General features: G+C 65.4%; 16 protein-coding genes. 11 read left to right on the top strand and 5 right to left on the bottom strand.

Annotated elements, in window-relative coordinates; all coding sequences use genetic code 11:
- Nucleotides 1-71: 71 nt before the first annotated feature.
- Entirely contained in the window at nt 72-2,138 is a 2,067-nt protein-coding gene (gene treS / locus H040_RS16740; RefSeq protein WP_027916840.1) for a maltose alpha-D-glucosyltransferase, read from the bottom strand.
- 198 nt (nt 2,139-2,336) lie between these two features.
- Nucleotides 2,337-3,140 carry a DNA-binding transcriptional regulator gene (locus H040_RS16735; protein ID WP_027916839.1) on the bottom strand — a complete coding sequence of 268 codons (804 nt, stop codon included), beginning with the start codon at nt 3,138-3,140 and terminating at the stop codon, nt 2,337-2,339.
- 316 nt (nt 3,141-3,456) lie between these two features.
- Here H040_RS16735 and H040_RS16730 point away from each other — a divergent pair, with 316 nt between their 5' ends.
- From H040_RS16730 to H040_RS16695, 8 genes are all read left to right on the top strand, one after another.
- Nucleotides 3,457-5,124, top strand: a complete 1,668-nt coding sequence (locus H040_RS16730; protein WP_027916838.1) for a bifunctional 3-(3-hydroxy-phenyl)propionate/3-hydroxycinnamic acid hydroxylase — start codon at nt 3,457-3,459, stop codon at nt 5,122-5,124.
- A gap of 1 nt (nt 5,125) precedes the next feature.
- Nucleotides 5,126-6,070, top strand: coding sequence for a 3-carboxyethylcatechol 2,3-dioxygenase (mhpB, locus tag H040_RS16725; protein WP_027916837.1), 945 nt, complete (start codon nt 5,126-5,128; stop codon nt 6,068-6,070).
- Nucleotides 6,071-6,089: 19 nt separating this feature from the next.
- Nucleotides 6,090-6,953 carry an alpha/beta fold hydrolase gene (locus H040_RS16720; RefSeq protein ID WP_027916836.1) on the top strand — a complete coding sequence of 288 codons (864 nt, stop codon included), beginning with the start codon at nt 6,090-6,092 and terminating at the stop codon, nt 6,951-6,953.
- 15 nt (nt 6,954-6,968) lie between these two features.
- Nucleotides 6,969-7,763 carry a 2-keto-4-pentenoate hydratase gene (gene mhpD / locus H040_RS16715; protein ID WP_027916835.1) on the top strand — a complete coding sequence of 265 codons (795 nt, stop codon included), beginning with the start codon at nt 6,969-6,971 and terminating at the stop codon, nt 7,761-7,763.
- A gap of 11 nt (nt 7,764-7,774) precedes the next feature.
- Nucleotides 7,775-8,707, top strand: a complete 933-nt coding sequence (locus H040_RS16710; RefSeq protein WP_027916834.1) for an acetaldehyde dehydrogenase (acetylating) — start codon at nt 7,775-7,777, stop codon at nt 8,705-8,707.
- A complete protein-coding gene (gene mhpE / locus H040_RS16705) occupies nt 8,704-9,714 on the top strand; it encodes a 4-hydroxy-2-oxovalerate aldolase (RefSeq protein ID WP_027916833.1) in 1,011 nt (336 codons plus the stop codon). Before H040_RS16710 ends, mhpE begins: the two co-directional genes overlap by 4 nt.
- A 166-nt stretch (nt 9,715-9,880) precedes the next feature.
- A complete protein-coding gene (gene mhpT / locus H040_RS16700; RefSeq protein WP_027916832.1) occupies nt 9,881-11,065 on the top strand; it encodes a 3-(3-hydroxy-phenyl)propionate transporter MhpT in 1,185 nt (394 codons plus the stop codon).
- Nucleotides 11,066-11,146: 81 nt separating this feature from the next.
- Nucleotides 11,147-12,412 (top strand): OprD family porin, encoded by a 1,266-nt coding sequence (locus H040_RS16695; RefSeq protein WP_027916831.1) that lies wholly within the window; start codon nt 11,147-11,149, stop codon nt 12,410-12,412.
- Between the two features lies 1 nt (nt 12,413).
- Here H040_RS16695 and H040_RS16690 read toward each other — a convergent pair whose 3' ends face one another.
- On the bottom strand, nt 12,414-13,037 hold the full coding sequence (locus H040_RS16690; protein ID WP_272482624.1) for an EamA family transporter: 624 nt from the start codon (nt 13,035-13,037) through the stop codon (nt 12,414-12,416).
- Between the two features lie 194 nt (nt 13,038-13,231).
- Nucleotides 13,232-14,149, bottom strand: a complete 918-nt coding sequence (locus tag H040_RS16680) for a LysR family transcriptional regulator (RefSeq protein WP_027916830.1) — start codon at nt 14,147-14,149, stop codon at nt 13,232-13,234.
- A gap of 116 nt (nt 14,150-14,265) precedes the next feature.
- On the opposite strand from H040_RS16680, the gene H040_RS16675 reads away from it, so the two are divergent.
- From H040_RS16675 to H040_RS16665, 3 genes are all read left to right on the top strand, one after another.
- Nucleotides 14,266-15,024 carry a 5-oxoprolinase subunit PxpA gene (locus H040_RS16675; RefSeq protein ID WP_027916829.1) on the top strand — a complete coding sequence of 253 codons (759 nt, stop codon included), beginning with the start codon at nt 14,266-14,268 and terminating at the stop codon, nt 15,022-15,024.
- A gap of 92 nt (nt 15,025-15,116) precedes the next feature.
- Nucleotides 15,117-15,992: a 5-oxoprolinase subunit B family protein gene (locus tag H040_RS16670; protein WP_027916828.1), complete on the top strand. Its 876-nt coding sequence runs from the start codon at nt 15,117-15,119 to the stop codon at nt 15,990-15,992.
- Entirely contained in the window at nt 15,989-16,960 is a 972-nt protein-coding gene (locus H040_RS16665; RefSeq protein ID WP_027916827.1) for a biotin-dependent carboxyltransferase family protein, read from the top strand. The genes H040_RS16670 and H040_RS16665 overlap by 4 nt, the downstream gene beginning before the upstream one ends.
- 263 nt (nt 16,961-17,223) lie before the next feature.
- Here H040_RS16665 and H040_RS16660 read toward each other — a convergent pair whose 3' ends face one another.
- The gene (locus tag H040_RS16660; protein WP_371260223.1) at nt 17,224-19,326 is read right to left on the bottom strand and encodes a TonB-dependent siderophore receptor; all 2,103 of its coding nucleotides are present in this window, start codon (nt 19,324-19,326) and stop codon (nt 17,224-17,226) included.
- Between the last annotated feature and the right edge of the window lie 20 nt (nt 19,327-19,346).

The raw sequence follows: 19,346 nt of genomic DNA, 5'->3' as shown, positions 1-19,346 counted from the left end.
TTGTTCAGGGGCGCCCAATATGGCCATCCGATATTACGATTTTATTGAATGCCCACTTTCTTTATCGCCAATCAGACATGCCCGCTGCTGTTGACGATACGCAGGCACAGCGCCTCGTAGGGGTCGAGGTTGACAGTCAGGCGGCCATCTTCGGTCAGGTCGCCTTCGACCGTTTCGTTGATCATGTCTACTACCGTTCCGGGGGTGAAGCCGGTCAATTGCAGCTGTTCGGCAATCACCTCCTGGCCAAAGTTCAAGGCACTGATCTGGATACCACGCCCTGCCGGCAGTTCGTGCACCATCACCAGCAAGCCCGGGCTGCTGACCTCGGGCACCAGCACCTGGCGGCTGCTGGCAATGCCATAAGCCTGGCGCACGGCAAGCAGTTTCTTTACCTGGCTGGCGAACGACTCAGGGTCCTCCAGTTGTTGGTCAAGGCTGCCGTACAGCGAGCGCGCCCGCGGCATGCCACGCACCGACGCCTCGGCCTGTGGGTCGAGCCCGGCCAGGTCGTAGCCGCCCCGGTGGATCCAGCGGGTATCGCCGTCGACCATCCGCTCGGCCACCGCCTCGGCCGGCAGCGGCAAGGCACCGACCATGTCCCAGCCGGACAGTGCGACCACACCCGGTTGCATGGCGTTGTACATCACCAGCAGCAGGTGCACCTTGCGGATCAGTGCGATGTCCGCCGGGCTGATCTGTTCGAGGTCGCGAATGCCCAGCGCTGCGGTGATCAGGCTGGCGGTGGTGCAGGCGATGCCGTTGGTGACGAAGCGCAGGTTGTAGGGTGCATGCTCACCCGACAGACGCTCGTAAATTTCTTCGCGGATGTGCTCGCGCAGGATACTGCCGGGCAAGGTCTGGCCCTTGTACAAAAACATGTCGTGGGCGTGCAGGGTCCAGAAGTGCACCAGTTCGACGGTGAGTTCATCGTGGTTCTGCAGGGCGTGGATCAACGACGCGGGGTCGATGCCGAAGGCGTGCATTTCCTTGAGCATCAGGCGCAGGAATTCAGTGTCGCCGCTCAGCAGGGCATGCTGGTAGGCCGGGCGGGTGATGAAGTCGTAGGACAGGTCGGCGCCACCCTTGGACATTTGCGCGATGTCATCGAGGGTCAGGTTCAGCTCCTGGAAGCTGAAGCCGCCGGCCTTGCGGATCATGCCGCCGATCAGCTGATTGCCGACGATCGACAGCGGGTGGCTCTCGGACCAGGCGCTGCCGCTGGCACGGGTTTCCACGCCGAGAAAACCGTTGGCATCCAGGCGCAGGCCGCGGGCACCCAGGCAGTCCAGCGCGTGCAGGGCATCGCCGATGATCATCTGTTGGGCGGCGAAGCTGGGGTCGAGCCAGTTCAGTGATGGCTGGCCTTCCTTGAAATAGTGCAGGTACACCCAGCGCCGGGTTTTGCCGTCGACCCCGGTGACCGGCGCGGTGGCACTCCAGTCGGTTTCCTTGACCCCAGGCTCGAAGAAGATCACCCGCTGCAGCTGACCGACGATGTAGTGGCGCAGCTTGAGTTCGTCGCACTGTGCCGGCAGCAGGTTGACCGCATCGCGGCCCGCGGGCACCTCGGGCAGCAGCGGCCAGTCTTCCTCGCGGATCTCGACCATGTGGTAGAGCCCAGGATAGGCGCCGTGGGCCAGCTCGGCCAGGCGGAAGTCGGCGCCTTTGCCGGTGTGCGAAGGGATCAGGTCGTCGATGGTCACGGCATTGTGCGCGGCGGCCATGCGGCTCATCTGCACCAGCTCCTGCTCGTTGCCGTAGAGCGGGTCGATGTCGAAGCTGATGCGGTCGAAGTTGCCGTCGATGCTGGGCGTGAATTCACGCCCGCGCACACCGCCGGATTGCTTGATCGGGCCGGTGTGGATGCCTTGCACGCCGACTTCCGAGAGGCGCTTCCACAGCGTTTCGTGACCGAGGGCCGACAGTACCGAGCAGCCTTCGGGGGCGATGATGGCGTCGGGGTAGACGGTCAGCCACACCGAGGCGATCTCGGTGGCGCGGCGCGGCTGGGCTTCGGCGTAAGGGTTCTGCCACAGGCGGGATTGGCCGGAGTACAGCCTGGCGCGCTCCTGCGAGGCCTTGAGCATCGAATGGTCTTCGAGCCATTTGAGGTAAGACGGGTCGGGCTGGGTCATTTCGCGTCCTCTTTGCGTGGCGGCACCGGCCCAGGTTATGACGGCATTGCGGGCGGATCGTTCGGCTTGAGAATAGCGCTGGCCTCTTCGCGGGCAAGCCGGTGCGCCGAACCGCCGCTCCCACAGTGACCGCATCACCCTGAAGGCAGTGCCGATCCTGTGGGAGCGGGTTTACCCGCGAAGAGGCCAGGCCTGCAATCACACTTGTTCCTGGCCCTCACTCAACAGCTGGTCAATCCGCCCGGCAAACCGCTGCAGCGCCGGCAGGTACTTCACCACCGCCTGCTCGATACTCATTGCCTTGGCCACATAAACCAGGTTCAAGCACCCCAGCAGCCGCTCGCCAGCCCACAAGGGCACGGCGATCGAGGCGATCTTCTCTTCTCGGTTCCAGGCCATGAAGTTCTCCGCGTAGCCCCGGTGGCGCACCTTACGTAACAGGTTGTCGAGCGCTACCGGGTCACGTGCCAAGCGAAATTCGGGCCCTTCACGGCGGGCCAGCAGGGCGATGATCTGCTCGCGCTCAGCTTCGCCGCAGAAGGCCAGGTAGGCCTGCCCGGTGGCCGTCTCCAGCAGCGGCAGGCGGCGCCCGACCATTGAACGGTGGAATGACAGCCGGCTGAAGCGGTGGGTGGTTTCGCGGACCACCATGGCATCGACGTCCAGGGTGCTGATATCGGTTGGCCACACCACCTCCTGCAACGACTCGGCCAGCAGCGGCGCCGCTATGGCGCTGATCCACTGCTCATCGCGGAACCCTTCGCTCAACTCGCGCACCTTGAGGGCCAGGCGGAAGCTGTCGTCGGACTCGCTGCGGCGCACGTAGCCTTCTGCCTGCAGGGTCTCCAGCAGGCGCCGCACGGTGGTGCGGTGCAGGCCGGTAAGTTCGGCCAGGCGGGTCGGGCTGGCCCCACCGTCAAGGCGGTTGAGGGCATTGAGCAAGGCCAGGCCACGGCTCAGCCCACGCACGTTCTTGTAGTCGGAGTCTCGGTCGATGTTCACGAAAAATCCTTATAAAACAATGATGTGCACTAAGTGCACATACAGGCGGTTTTTCATTGTAGGGCAATCGGCCGCATTCCTATACTCGCTGCAACAACTACAAATGCCCTGACAGGGGAGTACACCATGCGCCACACCTGCCTGCCGTCCTTACGCATTGCCTGCGCCTGCCCACACCGAAGCGTAGCGCCGCTGCACTAACGCCCGTACCAGCCAAAACGCCCGTTCAACTGCCTTGCGCCTGCCTGCGCGAGGGCGGTAGCGGCTTGCCTGGATTTACCGGGGGCGCCGTCGGGCCGTGTCGAGGATTACAACAATGAACACATCACATCCAGATCACTCCCAGGCCGACTACAGCGCCGATGTAGTGGTCATCGGTGCTGGCCCGGTCGGGCTGGCAATCGCCAACTACCTGGGCCAGGCCGGTGTGCAGGTGCTGCAGATCGAGAAGCTCGACCAGTTGATCGACTACCCCCGCGCCATCGGCATCGACGACGAGTCGCTGCGCACCGTGCAGGCCATCGGCCTGGTCGAGCAGGTGCTGCCACACACCACGCCGTGGCATGCCATGCGCTTCCTGACGCCCAAGGGCCGCTGCTTCGCCGACATCCAGCCGATGACCGACGAGTTCGGCTGGTCGCGGCGCAACGCCTTCATCCAGCCACAGGTCGATGCCGTGCTGTTCAAGGGCCTGGCGCGGTTTGCCAACGTGCGCACGCTGTTTTCCCGCGATGTGGTCGAGTTCCAGCAGGACGAGCAGGGCGTGAGCCTGCGCATGAACGGCCCCGAGGGCCGACAGGAAAGCGTGCGCGCCCGTTACCTGGTGGCCTGTGACGGCGGCAACAGCCTGATCCGCCGGACCCTGGAGATTTCCTTCGAAGGCAAGACCGCGCCCAACCAGTGGATCGTCATCGACATCGCCAGCGACCCGCTGGGCACGCCAAACGTGTACCTGTGCTGTGACCCGGTGCGCCCTTACGTGTCGGCCGCGTTGCCCCACGGCGTTCGCCGCTTCGAGTTCATGGTGATGCCAGGCGAGACCGAGGAGCAGCTGAGCCAGCCGCAGAACCTGCGCAAGCTGCTGGCCAAGGTACTGCCAGACCCGGACCGGGTCGAACTGATCCGCAAGCGCGTCTACACCCACAACGCTCGCCTGGCCGGCCAGTTCCGGGTCAAGCGGGTACTGCTGGCCGGCGATGCCGCGCACATCATGCCGGTGTGGCAGGGCCAGGGTTACAACAGCGGCATGCGTGATGCCAGCAACCTCGGCTGGAAGCTGGCCCTGGTGGCCAAAGGCTTGGCCGGCGAAGCGTTGCTCGATACCTACGAGCAAGAGCGGCGTGACCATGCCAAGGCGATGATCGACCTCTCGGTGCTCGCCGGCCACGTGCTGGCGCCGCCCAAGCGCTGGCAGGGCACCCTGCGTGATGGTGTGTCGTGGGCCTTGAACTACCTGCCGGCGGTCAAGCGCTACTTCCTTGAAATGCGCTTCAAGCCCATGCCGCAGTACGCCAAGGGCGCGCTGGTGGCCGAGGCGAACAGCAAGGCCTCGCCGGTCGGGCGCATGTTCATCCAGCCCAAGGTGGTCACCGAAGCGGGTGAGACGCGCCTGCTGGACGATGTGATCGGCAGCAACTTCGCCTTCATCGCCTGGGGCAACGACCCGCTCTGGGGCCTGAGTGCCGAGCAGGTGCAAGCTTGGCGTGCATTGGGCGCGTGCTTTATCCAGGTGTTGCCTGAGGTGCAGCTCAAGGCCGGGCGTGAGGTGCCGGAGGGGGTCATTCGCGTGGGCGACTGCAGTGGCCGCCTCAAGGAATGGTTCGGCCGCTACCCGCTGTCCATCACGGTGCTGCGCCCCGACCGTTTCGTTGGCGCGGTGGCCATTCCCCAAACCCTCGGCCAGGCCAGCGACGCGCTGTTGCAGGCGCTGGCTGCCAAGCCTCAGGCCACCCAGCAGGCGCCATTGGCGACCAAGGTGGCCTGAGATGAGCGCCTATCTGCATTGCCTTTCGCACACGCCGCTGGTGGGTTACGTCGACCCGGCGCAAGCCGTGCTAGCGGAGGTGGCTGAGGTGGTCGCCGCCGCCCGTGCGCGTATCGCCGCGTTCGACCCAGAGCTGGTGTTCCTGTTTGCCCCGGATCACTACAACGGCTTTTTCTACGATGTGATGCCAGCCTTCTGCATCGGCATGGGCGCCACCGCCATCGGTGACTTCAACAGTGCCGCCGGCCCGCTGGATGTGCCGCGCGCTATCGCCGAGGCGTGCGCCGATGCAGTACTGCAGGCGGGCGTTGACGCTGCCGTGTCCTACCGCATGCAGGTCGATCATGGTTTCGCCCAGCCGTTGGAGTTTCTTCTCGGTGGCCTGGCGCAAAAGCCGGTGATCCCGGTCTTCATCAACAGTGTGGCGGTACCACTGCCGAGCTTTGCCCGCGCTCGCTTGCTCGGCGAGGCGATTGGCCGTTTTGCCCAAAGCACCGGCAAACGCGTGCTGTTCCTCGGCTCCGGCGGATTGTCGCACCAGCCGCCGGTACCGGAGCTGGCCCATGTCGATGCACGCATGGCCGACCGCCTGATGGGCAGTGGCCGTGACCTGCCGGCCAACGAGCGTCAGGCCCGCCAGCAACGAGTGATCAGCGCTGCCGAAGGTTTCGTGCGTGACCAGCACAGCCTGCACCCGCTCAACCCGGCCTGGGACAAGCATTTCCTCGACCTGCTGGAGCAACGCCGCTTCGCCGAACTCGATGGCATGGCTAACGCCGAGCTGTCGGCGCTGGCCGGCAAATCGACCCACGAGGTCAAGACCTGGGTGGCGGCCTTCGCCGCGCTGGCCGCGTTCGGCGACTACCAGGCCAGCGCGCGCTACTACCGGCCGATCCCCGAATGGATCGCCGGCTTCGGCTCGCTCAGCGCCCACTCCCTCACCTGATCAACGGAGCACTCCGATCATGACTGCCATCTCCATCAACGAAGCCGACAGCAGCCGTTTCGCGCGCATTCGCGAAGGCGAACTCGACCTGCAAGTGCATTACAACGACCTCGGTGAAGGCACCGAGACCGTGGTCATGCTGCACGGATCGGGCCCGGGTGCCAGTGGCTGGGCCAACTTCAACCGCAACATCGAGCCGTTGCTGGCGGCCGGTTACCGCGTGGTGCTGATGGACTGCCCGGGCTGGAGCAAGAGCGACCCGATTGTCTGCCGCGGTTCGCGCTCGGACCTCAACGCTACCGCGCTCAAGGGCCTGCTCGATGTGCTCGGCCTTGAGCGCGTGCACATCCTGGGCAACTCCATGGGCGGCCACAGCGCCGTGGCCTTCGCCCTGAGCTACCCGCAGCGGGTTGGCAAACTGGTGCTGATGGGCGGTGGCACTGGTGGCGCCAGCCCGTTCGTGCCAATGCCCACCGAGGGTATCAAGCTGATCAACGCGCTGTACCGCGAGCCGACCATCGACAACCTGAAGAAGATGATGAACGTCTTCGTCTACGACCCCAGCGACCTCACCGAGGCGCTGTTCCAGACGCGCCTGGACAACATGCTCAGCCGCCGCGACCACCTCGACAACTTCGTCGCCAGCCTGGCGGCCAACCCCAAGCAGTTCCCCGACTTCGGCGCGCGCCTGGGCGAGATCAAGGCCAGCACCCTGGTGATCTGGGGGCGCAACGACCGCTTCGTACCGATGGATGTCGGCCTGCGCCTGATCGCCGGTATCGCCAACGCCGAACTGCACGTGTTCAACAACTGCGGCCACTGGGCGCAGTGGGAGCACGCCGACACCTTCAACCGCCTGGTACTGGACTTCCTCCAGCACTGATTTGAGGTACACCCCATGACGATCGATTCGCCAACCCTCGAACGCCTGGCCGCCGACTTGCGGCGCGCACAGCAGCAGGGCGAAGCCATTGCCCCGCTGCGCGACGCCATCGGCGCGGAAAATGCCGAGGCTGCCTACGCCATCCAGCGCCTGAACGTGGCCCATGCCCTGGCCGAAGGCCGCCGCCTGGTCGGCCGCAAGATCGGCCTGACCAACCCCAAGGTGCAGGCCCAGCTCGGTGTCGACCAGCCGGACTTCGGCAGCCTGTTCGCCGACATGTGCTACGGCGACAACGAAAGCGTGCCCTACGCCAGCGTCATGCAGCCCAAGATCGAGGCCGAGATCGCCCTGGTACTGGCCCATGACCTGCCCAGCGCACAGACCACCTTCGCCGACGTGATCGCGGCCACGGCCTATGTGTTGCCGGCACTGGAAATCGTTGGCAGCCGCATCCAGGGCTGGAACATCCGCTTCGCCGACACCGTGGCCGACAACGCTTCCAGCGGTTGCTTCGTGCTCGGCGGCCCGGCTCGTCAACTGCACGACCTCGACCTGCGTGGCGCTGCCATGCGCATGACCCGCAATGGCGAGCTGGTGTCCAGCGGCAGTGGTGCCGAATGCCTCGCCCACCCGCTCAATGCGGCGGTGTGGCTGGCCCGCACCATGGCCCGCCTGGGCGAGCCACTGCGCGCTGGCGACATCATCCTCACCGGTGCCCTCGGGCCGATGGTGGCAGTGGCGCCGGGTGACCATTTCGAAGCCGAAATCGACGGCCTGGGCCGTGTCGGCGTGACCTTCAGCGGCGAATGACGGAGACCCCCATGAGCCACAAACGCAAAGTCGCCATCATCGGTTCCGGCAACATCGGTACCGACCTGATGATCAAGATCCTGCGCAACGCCAAGCACCTGGAGATGGCCGCGATGGTCGGTATCGACCCGGCTTCCGATGGCCTGGCCCGCGCTGCCCGCATGGGCGTGGCTACCACCCATGAAGGGGTGCAGGGCCTGGCCCGCCTGCCGGTGTTCAAGGACATCGATTTCGTCTTCGACGCCACCAGCGCCGGCGCCCATGTGAAGAACGACGCCTTCTTGCGCCAGCATAAGGCCGACCTGCGCATGATCGACCTGACCCCGGCGGCCATCGGCCCGTACTGCGTGCCGGTGGTCAACCTGGAGCAGCACCTGCAGGCGACCAACGTCAACATGGTCACCTGCGGTGGCCAGGCCACCATCCCCATGGTCGCGGCGGTGTCGCGGGTGGCCAAGGTGCACTACGCCGAAATTGTTGCCTCGATCGCTTCGAAGTCCGCAGGCCCGGGTACTCGCGCCAACATCGACGAGTTCACCGAGACCACCAGCAAGGCCATCGAAGTGATTGGCGGCGCGACCAAGGGCAAGGCGATCATCATCATGAACCCCGCCGAGCCGCCGCTGATGATGCGCGATACGGTGTACGTGCTGAGCGAGGCCGCTGACCAGCAGCAGGTGGCGGCCAGCATCGAGGAAATGTCTGCCGCCGTGCAGGCCTACGTGCCGGGTTACCGCCTCAAGCAGCAGGTGCAGTTCGAAGAAGTGCGCAACCTCAAGTTGCCAGGGCAGGGGACCTTCACCGGCCTCAAGACCTCGGTGTTCCTCGAAGTCGAAGGCGCCGCCCATTACCTGCCGGCCTACGCCGGCAACCTCGACATCATGACCTCCGCCGCGCTGGCCACCGCCGAGCGCATGGCCCTGGCGATGGGAGCCCTGGCATGAACGGCAAGAAGCTTTACATCAGTGACGTGACCCTGCGCGATGGCATGCACGCCATCCGCCATCAGTATTCGCTGGACGACGTGCGCGCCATCGCCAGTGCCCTCGACCGGGCCAAGGTCGACTCCATCGAAGTGGCCCATGGCGACGGCTTGCAGGGCTCCAGCTTCAACTACGGCTTCGGTGCCCACACCGACCTTGAATGGATCGAAGCAGCGGCCGACGCGGTCAACCACGCCAAGATTGCCACGCTGCTGCTGCCAGGGATCGGCACTATTCATGACCTGAAGAACGCCTACGACGCCGGTGCGCGCATCGTTCGCGTGGCCACCCACTGCACCGAGGCGGACGTCTCGCGCCAGCACATCGAATACGCCCGTGAACTGGGCATGGACACCGTCGGCTTCCTGATGATGAGCCACATGCAGACGCCCGAAGGGCTGGCGCAACAGGCCAAGCTGATGGAGGGCTACGGCGCCACCTGCATCTACGTGGTGGACTCCGGTGGTGCGATGAACATGGACGACATCCGTGCGCGTTTGCGCGCGGTGAAGGCCGTGCTCGACCCGGCGACCCACACCGGCATCCACGCCCACCACAACCTCAGCCTCGGCGTGGCCAACTCTATCGCCGCAGTCGAAGAGGGCTGCGACCGTATCGATGCCAGCCTCGCCGGGATGGGCGCTGGAGCCGGTAACGCGCCCCTGGAAGTGTTCATCGCCGCCGCCGACAAGCTCGGCTGGAACCACGGCACTGACCTGTATGCGCTGATGGATGCCGCCGACGACCTGGTGCGGCCGCTGCAGGACCGCCCGGTACGGGTGGACCGGGAAACCCTGGCACTGGGTTATGCCGGGGTCTACTCAAGCTTCCTGCGCCATGCCGAAGTGGCCGCTGCCCGCTATGGCATCAAGGCAGTGGACATTCTCGTCGAGCTGGGCAAGCGGCGGATGGTAGGTGGTCAGGAAGACATGATCGTCGATGTGGCGCTGGACCTGATGAAATCGTGACCCGGGGGCGCTTTGCGCCCCATTCGCGGCTGAAGGCCGCTCCCACAGGAGACCGCGTTCTTTGGGAGACGGCATTCCCTGCAGGAGCGGCCTTCAGCCGCGAATGGGCTGCGAAGCAGCCCCCTTTCAAGGACGACCTAATACAAAAACAATACGGGTAACCCCAATGACTGATTCTGCTAATGCATCGCCGCGCGTGGCCACCACGATCGGCCTGTGTTTCCTCGTCGCCCTGCTCGAAGGCCTTGACCTGCAAGCGGCCGGCATCGCCGCCCCCGGCATGGCCAGCGCCTTCGCGCTGGGCAAGCTGCAAATGGGTTGGGTGTTCAGCGCCGGTATCCTCGGTTTGCTGCCCGGCGCACTGATCGGCGGTTGGCTGGCCGACCGCGTAGGCCGCAAGCGTGTGCTGATCGGTTCGGTCGCGCTGTTCGGTGTGTTCTCCCTGGCCACGGCCCATGCCTGGAACCTGCCCAGCCTGTTGGCGGCCCGCTTGCTGACCGGTGTCGGCTTGGGCGCAGCACTGCCCAACCTCATCGCGCTCACCAGTGAGGTCGCCGGCCAGCGCCTGCGTGGCAGCGCGGTGAGCCTGATGTACTGTGGTGTGCCCCTGGGCGCGGCACTGGCCGCGGGCATCGGTATTGCCGGCTACAGCGGTGACTGGCAGCGGGTGTTCCATGTCGGCGGTGCCGGGCCGCTGCTGATCCTGCCGTTGCTCCTGCGCTACCTGCCCGAGTCCGGCCAGTTTCGCGCCACAGCCCAGGCCGAGGCCACGCCGAACCTGCGCCGCGAGCTGTTCGGCCAGGGGGCGACCTGGTTGCTGTGGCTGAGCTACTTCTTCACCTTGATGGTGGTGTACATCCTCATCAACTGGCTGCCGAGCCTGCTGGTCGGCCAGGGCTTCAGCAGCCATGACGCCAGCTGGGTGATGTTCGCCCTGCAGATCGGCGCAGCCATCGGTACCTTGGCCCTGGGCCTGTTGCTCGAACGCCTGCCGGCCTGGGCTACGGCGGCGCTGGTGTACTTGGGCATTCTCGCGGCGCTGGCCGGCCTGGGGCTGGCCAGCGAGCTGCGCGGCATGCTCGCCGCCGGCTTTTGCGCGGGCTTCTTCGCCACCGGCGGGCAGGGCGTGCTGTATGCCCTGGCACCGCATTTCTACCCCGTGCGCGTGCGCGCCACCGGCGTGGGTGCGGCCGTCGCCGTCGGCCGCCTGGGGGCGATGAGCGGGCCGCTGGTGGCCGGCCAGATGCTGGCCCTTGGCGCCGGTTCCGCCGGCGTGTTGCTGGCCTCGGCCCCGGGTGTGGTGATTGCCGCGCTGGCGCTGTTCCGCCTGATCGGCCGCCGCCCAATCTGACCCCACGCGCTGCTCGACCTTGCGTGCTCCCTGCTGCGCCTGCGGCAGGGCTTCCTACAACTACAAGAAAGTAAAATGACCATGCACAAGGCCCCGAAAACCTGCCTGGCCGTTGGCCTGTTCTGCAGCAGTGCTGCCCACGCCGCTGGCTTTGTCGAAGACAGCCACGCCGACCTGGTGCTGCGCAACTACTACTTCGACCGCAACTACCTGGGTACCACACCACAGGCCGCCGCCCGCGAATGGGCCCAAGGGTTCATCTTCAATGTCAGTTCCGGTTTCAGCGAGGGGCCGGTCGGCTTCGGCCTGGATGCCAAGGGCATGCTTGGGGTGAAGCTGGACTCTTCGCCTGACCGTGCGGGCACTGGCCTGCTGCCGTTCGACCGGACAACCCGTGAACCCGCGGACGAGTATTCCGAACTGGGCCTGACCGGCAAGGTGCGGATTTCGCACACCGAGCTGCAAGGCGGCACCATCAGCACCTTCCTGCCGATCGCCTTTGCCAGCCCCACCCGCCTGCTGCCGCAGACCTTCCGGGGCGCCTACTTGCGCTCCAGCGATATCGACCGTTTCAGCCTGCACGCCGGCTGGCTCGACCGGATCAACCTGCGCGATTCCACCGACTATCAGAAGATGAGTGTCGCCGCGCCCAACGGCCGCTTCAATGGCGCGGCCACCTCGGACCGCTTCACCTTCCTGGGGGGCGACTACGCCTGGTCCGACGCGTTGACGTTGCGCTACTACCATGCCGAACTGGACCAGATGTACCGCAAGGACTACTTCGGCTTCGTCGACGACCGCGCGGTCGGTGCCGGCCGCCTGAAGAGCGATTTCCGCCTGTTCGTTGCCGGTGAGGACGGTGCTGCCAAGGCCGGCAAGGTCGACAACCGCAACACCGCGCTGATGCTGACCTACACCTGGGCCAGCCACAGCCTAGGCGTGGGCTACATGCGCCTGGATGGCGACACCGCCATGCCGTACCTGTACGGCACCGAGCCGCTGGTGATCACCGAAGGTACGCTCAGCTCGGAGTTCATCAACCCCAAGGAGCGCAGCTGGCAAGCCAGGTTCGACCAGGACTTCGCCCCGTTCGGGGTGCCGGGGCTCAAGGGCATGCTGCGCTATGTACGCGGCGACAACATCGAGCTGGCGCAGCTGGGCGGCAGCGGGTCAAGCGAGAGCGAGAAGGATGTGGAGCTGTCGTATGCCGTGCAGCAGGGCACGTTCAAAGGCGTGACGCTGCGCCTGCGCCATGCCTGGTATCGCAATGACTTCGCGGCGGGAGCGACCCACCGCGATGACAACGAACTGCGGGTGAACCTGGACTACACCGTCAGGCTCTGGTGATTCAGCTGGCTGCGCGCTGGCGGGTAGCCTGCCAGCACAGCAGCGAGCCGGCCGTCACCCGCAACGCACCCTGCCAGAACTGCAGCCCCAGGTGAGCGCCCAGCCAGGCGGCGGCGAAGGCTGACGACAACACGGGCGCCGAATAGGAAGCGGTCGCCAGTAGGGTCAGGTTGCCGCGCAGGATGCCGATGTTCCACAAGGCGTAGCCGGCGGCCATGCCCACCGCAGCCGCCAGCAGCTCCAGGCTGCGACGCAGCGAGAAGGGCGGCAGCGTTTCGCTGCTGACCCAGTACGCACGGTCAGGCTCGGCCACAGAGAGTTGACCACGACCAGCTGGATGGCCTGGGTGCGGCTGACGGTGAAACCCAGGGCCAGGCTCAGGCAGACTTCGTAGGCGACGAACAGCGCGGAGCCGGAGATCAGGTAGAAACGCGAGGCATGGCGCAGGCGTGGGCGACCGAGCAGCAGCCAGCAGGGCGGCGCCAAAGGTGTAGATCAGCGCAGCGCCACCGATCGGGCCGAAGTATTCGCTGACACTGCGGATCAGGCCGCTGGCCGTGCTCCACAGCAGGATCGCCGCCAGACCGCAGGCGGTGGTGGCGGCAGGGCCGCTGGTGATGCGCATTGCTTGCTCTTGGTTTGAAAAAGGCCGGCGCGTCTAACACCTGTGGGAGCGGCCTTGCCGGGGCGCCGGACCGGTCGGAAAGGGCCGCAGCACGGCCCCGGCAAATCATGCGGCGAGGCTGAGACTTTGGGGGCGCTGCGCACCCCTTTCGCGACACAAGGCCGCTCCTACAGGATTTGTGAACGGTCTTGGACTTAGCGCCGGGCCGAGAGTTGCTGCGGCGCCAGGAAGGCATCATGGAAGTAGTTGCGCAGCGCCTGCATCGCCGGGCTGAACGCGCGCTCGCGGTGCCAGGCCAGGCCGACGCTCATCGGCGTCACTGGGTCCGTGATGGTCACCGTCTCGATGCGCTTGCCTTCCAGCGACCACGGGCGGTGCACCAGGTCAGAGAGGATCGCCACGCCGCTGCCATTGGCGACCATGCTGCGCACCGCCTCCACCGAGCTGGTGCGTACCCGCACATTCGGCCGTTGCCCGGCCTGTTGCCAATAGCGCATGGCGCTCTGCTCGGCCTCGTCGACAGTGAGCAGGATGTACGGCTCCCGGGCCACGTCGGCCAGGCTCACCGCCGAGCGTTCGCACAGGGGATGATGGCCGGGCAGCCACAACCGGCGCTCGGAGTTGAACAAGGTTTCCGAGACGATATCCGGGTGGGTGAGGTTGGCGGTGAGCACCACCGCCATGTCGAAACGCCCCTCCAGCAGGCCTTGCTCGATGGCGCTGCGCTCCTGCTCATGGACTTCCAGGGTCACGTCCGGGTGCCAGTGTTCCAGGCGCTGCAAGTGGTGTGGCAGGAAGTAGCCGATCACCGTGTAGCTCGCCGCCAGGCGCAACAGGCCGCTGGCGCGCACATCGGGCAACGGGCTGTTCAGGGCATCGTCGACACTGCGCAGGATCACGTAGGCGCGGTTGAGGAAGTGCCGGCCAGCGTCGGTCAGGCTCATGCCCTGGGCCGAGCGCTGGAACAGCAACACGCCCAGCATCGCTTCCAGTTCCTTGATCGCGGTGGTGACTGCCGACTGGGAAATATTGAGGTGGATCGCCGCCTGGGAGATCTGGCCGATCTCGGCGGTGGCGACAAAATAGCGAACCTGGCGCAGGGTCAGTGACACGGTGGGCTCCTGGGTATCTGATTTTCAGAAGACACCCTATCTGTTTATAGATCTTCCCAAGGGGGTCGGGAGAATCTACCGTGGCTTGCATGCCGTCACAAGCCAGGAGAACAGCGATGCGGGCAGTGGATTTCAACTCTGACATGGGCGAAGGCTTCGGTCCCTGGACCATCGGCGATGGCGTCGACAACGAACTGATGGCCTTCATCAGCTCGGCCAACATCGCCACCGGCTTCCATGCCGGCGACCCCGGGACCATGCGCCGCACCGTCGAGCGGGCCAAGGCGCTGGGCGTGGGCGTGGGCGCGCACCCAGGCTTCCGTGACCTGGTCGGCTTCGGCCGCCGGCACATCAATGCACCGGCCCAGGAACTGGTCGACGATATCCTCTACCAGCTCGGTGCGCTGCGCGAGATTGCCCGGGCGCAGGGCGTCAGGCTGCAGCACATCAAGCCGCATGGCGCGCTGTACATGCACCTGGCCCGTGACGAAGAGGCCGCGCGCCTGCTGGTGGAAAACCTGCGGGTGATCGAGCCCGAGCTGTTGCTGTACTGCATGCCCGGCTCGGTGATCTGCCGCATTGCCCAGGACCTCGGGCAGCCGGTGGTGCGCGAGTTCTACGCCGACCGCGAGTACGATCTGAGTGGCTCCATCGTGTTCACCCGCAACGTGCGTGGCTACGAACCGCAGCGGGTCGCCGAGCGGGTGCTGCGGGCCTGCCAGGAGGGCCAGGTACGCACCGTGGAAGGCCAGGACCTGGCAATCGAGTTCGATTCGATCTGCCTGCACAGCGACACCCCCGGTGCGCTCGACCTGGTCGAAGCCACGCGTACGGCGCTGGATGCCGCCGGCATCGAGGTGCGTGCACCGCGTTGAGTTTCAGTGGCTGCTGGCGCGAAGACGCCACGGCCTGCAACACAGGATTGTTTTGCCTGCCGTTCGATAAAGATTCCAATAAAGGAGCAGACATGGCCAGTACCCCGATCCGCTACAGCTTCGGTGCCGACGAGCACCTGTTCGCCGAAGTCAGCGACAGCATGTCGTTGGAGGCCTTCTTCAAGGGCATGGCGGTGACCCGCGCGGTGGAGCGCCTGGCGCTGGAGGGCGTGCTCGACATCTGCCTGGCCAACGCCTCGTTCCAGATCCGCTTCGACCCCGACCGCATCGCCCCCGAGGCACTGCTCGAAGCGGTGCGTGGCGCCGAGGCCGAAGCGGTGGCCGAGCGTTCGCTGAGCACGCGGATCATCGAGATCCCGGTGCTGTACAACGACCCTTGGACCCACGAAACGCTCATGCGCTTTCGTGACCGCCACCAGGACCCGAACAGCACCGACCTGGAATATGCGGCGCGTATCAACGGGCTGGCCGACGTCGAGGCGTTCATTGCCGCGCACAGTGGCGCGCCGTGGTTCGTGTCGATGGTCGGCTTCGTCGCCGGCTTGCCGTTCATGTTCCAGATGGTCGAGCGCGAGCGCCAGTTGCAGGTGCCCAAGTACCTGCGCCCGCGCACCGACACGCCAAAACTGACCCTTGGCCATGGTGGCTGTTTCGGCTGCATTTATTCTGTACGCGGGGCAGGGGGCTACCAGATGTTCGGTGTGACCCCGGCACCGATCTACGACCCCCAGCAGTCGCTGGCGTACCTGAAAGAGCACATGGTGTTCTTTCGCCCGGGCGATATCGTGCAGTTCAAGCCCATTGATCGCCAAGCGTATGACCAGGCTGTGGCGGATGTGGAGGATGGGCGCTTCGACCTGCGTATCCGTCCGGTGGAGTTCTCGCTGGATGCATTCCTTGCCGACCCGGTCGGCTACCCCAGATCGCTGCAGGAGGTGCTGGCATGATCAAGGTCATCAAACCTGGTTTGGCCACCTCGGTACAGGACATGGGCCGCGAAGGTTATTACCACCTGGGCATCCCGCCCTCTGGTGCGCTGGACCAGTATGCGCTGCAGGCTGCCAACCACCTGGTCGGCAACCCGGCCTCTGCGGCAGGCCTGGAGTGCACCCTGGTAGGGCCGGAACTGGAGTTTCAGCATGACGCGCTGGTTGCGGTGTGCGGTGCGCAGATGCCGGTGCTGCTCGATGGCCGCGAGCAGCGCCCGGATACCGCCTTCGCGGTGCGTGCCGGGCAGGTACTGCGTTTCGGCTTCCCCACGGCGGGCGCGCGGGCCTACCTGGCTGTGGCGGGCGGCATCGATGTGCCCGAGGTGCTTGGTAGCCGTTCGACCTATGCACTGGGTGCGCTCGGTGGCTTGCAAGGGCGCAAGCTGGTGGCCGGTGACCTGTTGGCGGTCGGCGTGCCGAGTGGCAAGAGCCGCGCCGGGGCCAGTCTGCCGATGGCCTTGCGCCAATCGCTGGGCGGCGAGGTGGTGCTGCGGGTGGTGCCCGGGCTGTATTTCCACCGCTTGACCGAGACGGCGGCGAAGCGCTTCTTCACCGATGCCTGGACCGTCGGCTCCGAGGCCGACCGCATCGGCTATCGCTACAAGGGCGGGGGTGCGCTGAGCTTCCAGCCACGCGAGCAACCGTTCGGGGCGGGGTCGGACCCGTCGAACATCGTCGACAGTTGCTACCCGATCGGCTCGATCCAGGTGCCGGCAGGGCTGGAGCCGATCATCCTGCACCGGGATGCGGTGTCGGGCGGTGGTTACGCGATGATCGGCACGGTGATCAGTGCCGACCTGGACCTGATCGGGCAGATGCAGCCGAACCAGCAGGCGCGGTTCCTGGCGGTGAGCCTTGAGGATGCACTGGCAGCCCGGCGTTCGTACAAGAAGAAGCTCGGCTGCCTGGCCAGGCTGTTTGGCTGATTGAATCAGTAGTGCCTGTGAGACCGAGCGCCGCCCGCGCGGCGCATCGCGGATGAATCCGCTCCTACATCTGTTGCAACGTGCCGAACCTGTTACGCCATGGTTGTCAGCCCTGGCGCATGTCTTGAGCCGTGCAAACCGGCTGGCAACCCTGGCTTAACAGGCGTGGCCACGTTGCAACAGATGTAGGAGCGGATTCATCCGCGATGCGCCGCGCGGGCGGCGCTCGGTCTCAAAAGCGCTGAAGATGTAACGGCGAACAATCAGAAACTGTACTTGGCCGTCAGCATCAGGTTGCGCGGCGCCCCCCAGGTATCGCCGGCATAGTCCACCGAACTGGCAATGGCCGAGTAGTACTTGCGGTCGAACACGTTGTTGGCGTTGAGCTGCAGGTCGAGGTGCTGGTCGACCCGGTAGCCGGCCATCAGGTCGGTAACCGCATAGGCACCCTGGACCAACCGGTACTCGCTGCCATCGGCGACGGTGAAGTCGTTGTAGATACGGCTCTGCCAGGAGATGTTGCCACCGACGCGCAGCTTTTCCAGCGGGCCCTGGAAGTGGTACACGGTGTTCAGCTTGAACAGGTGCTCCGGTGTGTCGGTGTCGAAACGCTGGTTGACGTTGGCAGGGTTGGCAGCGTCCTTGATGGTGTGCGCGCGCGCATAGGTATAGCCGCCACCGATCTGCCAGTTGGGCGTCAAGGCGCCTTGCAGTTCCATGTCGATACCCTGGCTGCGTACCTCGCCCGAGGCTTCGTAGCACGACGTCTGCGGGCAATCCGCGACGAAGACCTGGGTGGCACGGTTTTCCTGGTCGATGCGGAACAGCGCGACGCTGGCATTGAGGGCGCCGTCGAAGTATTCACCCTTGATGCCGACCTCGTAGTTCTTGCCCACGATCGGTTTCACCGGCGTACCGGAAGTGTCCTTGTTGCTTTGCGGCGTGAAGATGTCGCTGTAGCTGACATACACCGAATGGTGGTCGTCGAGGTCGTAGATCAGGCCGGCATACTTGGTGACGTTGCGGGTGACCTTGTAGTCGCCGTCGCCATCGCGGTTGTCGTAGTCGTACCAGTCCAGGCGCCCGCCGAGTATCAGCTTGAGCGGGTCGGCCAGGTTCAGCCGAGTGGTCAGGTACACGCCATCCTGGGTGGTGACTTCGCGTTGGTTGCCGGTGTGCACGAAGTCCGGTTTGCTGCCGTTGATCGGCCAGAACATGTCGTACGGGCTGTAGTTACGGGTGTCCATGTCGTAGATGCGCTTGCTGGCACCGACCACCAGTTCGTGGGTGCGGCCGAGCAGCTCGAACGGGCCGCTGACGAAACCGTCCAGGCCAGTCTGGTTTTCCTGGTGCTTGGACTGGTAGACCGTGCGTTGCAGCGGCGCCTGCAGGCCGGCCCAGCGCGACTGGTAGGAGCCGGTGAAGGTCGCATCCTGCTGCGAGTAGTTGGCGTTGAGCTGAAGCTTCCAGTCATTGGCCAGGCGGTGGTGCAACTCGGCGAACAGGGTGTTGATTTCCTGGTCCTTGTTCTCCCAGTCGGTGCCCGGATTATAGGAACGCGAGAAGCCCATGTGATGGCCGTCGAGGGCAGTGGGCATGGCGCCCCAGAAGTAGTTGGTCTTGTCCTTCTGGTGCGAGAGACCGAGCATCAGGCTGGTGTCATCGGACAGGTCCGCCTCGGTCACCGCGTAGAACAGGCCGTGGTCTTCCTCGACATCATCGACGTAGCTGTTGGCGTCGCGGTAGGACGCGACCACGCGCCCGCGCAGGGTGCCGCTGTCATTGAGCGGGCTGGAGGCATCGACTTCGCCGCGATAGTCGTCCCAGCTGCCGGCGGCGCCGGTGAGGGTGACCTTCTGCTCGGCCAGCGGGCGCTTGCGCACGAAGTTGATGGCCGCCGACGGGTTGCCCGCACCGGTGACCAGGCCAGTGGCGCCACGCACCACTTCCACTCGATCGAACATCGCCAGGTTCGGCTGGGCGCCGACCACCCAGCCGGTGTAGCCACTGGGGATGCCGTCGTACATCAGGTTATCGATGTCAAAACCGCGCGACGAGTAACTCTGCCGGCCTGGGCCGTTGGAATAGTCGAGGAACAGGCCGGGGGTGGCCTTGACCACGTCGTTTACGCTGGTCATGGCCTGGTCGTCCATCCGCTGGCGGGTGATCACGGTGACTGCCTGGGGCGTTTCACGCATGCTCATCGGCAACTTTGTGGCGGTGGACATGGAACCGGTGGTGTAGGACCCCGAACCCTCGGTGGTGCTGCCCAGCGCGTCCGAGCTGATTTCGGTGGCACCCAGTTCAAGCGTGGCTGGGGCATCTTCGGCCAGGGCCGGGGTAACGATGGCCATGCACACGGCCATGGCGAGCAGGTTGCGGGCGG

The organism is Pseudomonas sp. URMO17WK12:I7, assembly GCF_003269045.1.
Lineage (GTDB): Bacteria > Pseudomonadota > Gammaproteobacteria > Pseudomonadales > Pseudomonadaceae > Aquipseudomonas > Aquipseudomonas putida_J.
Note: the sequence above shows the minus strand (reverse complement) of the source record. Positions and strands in the feature narration are given on the sequence as shown.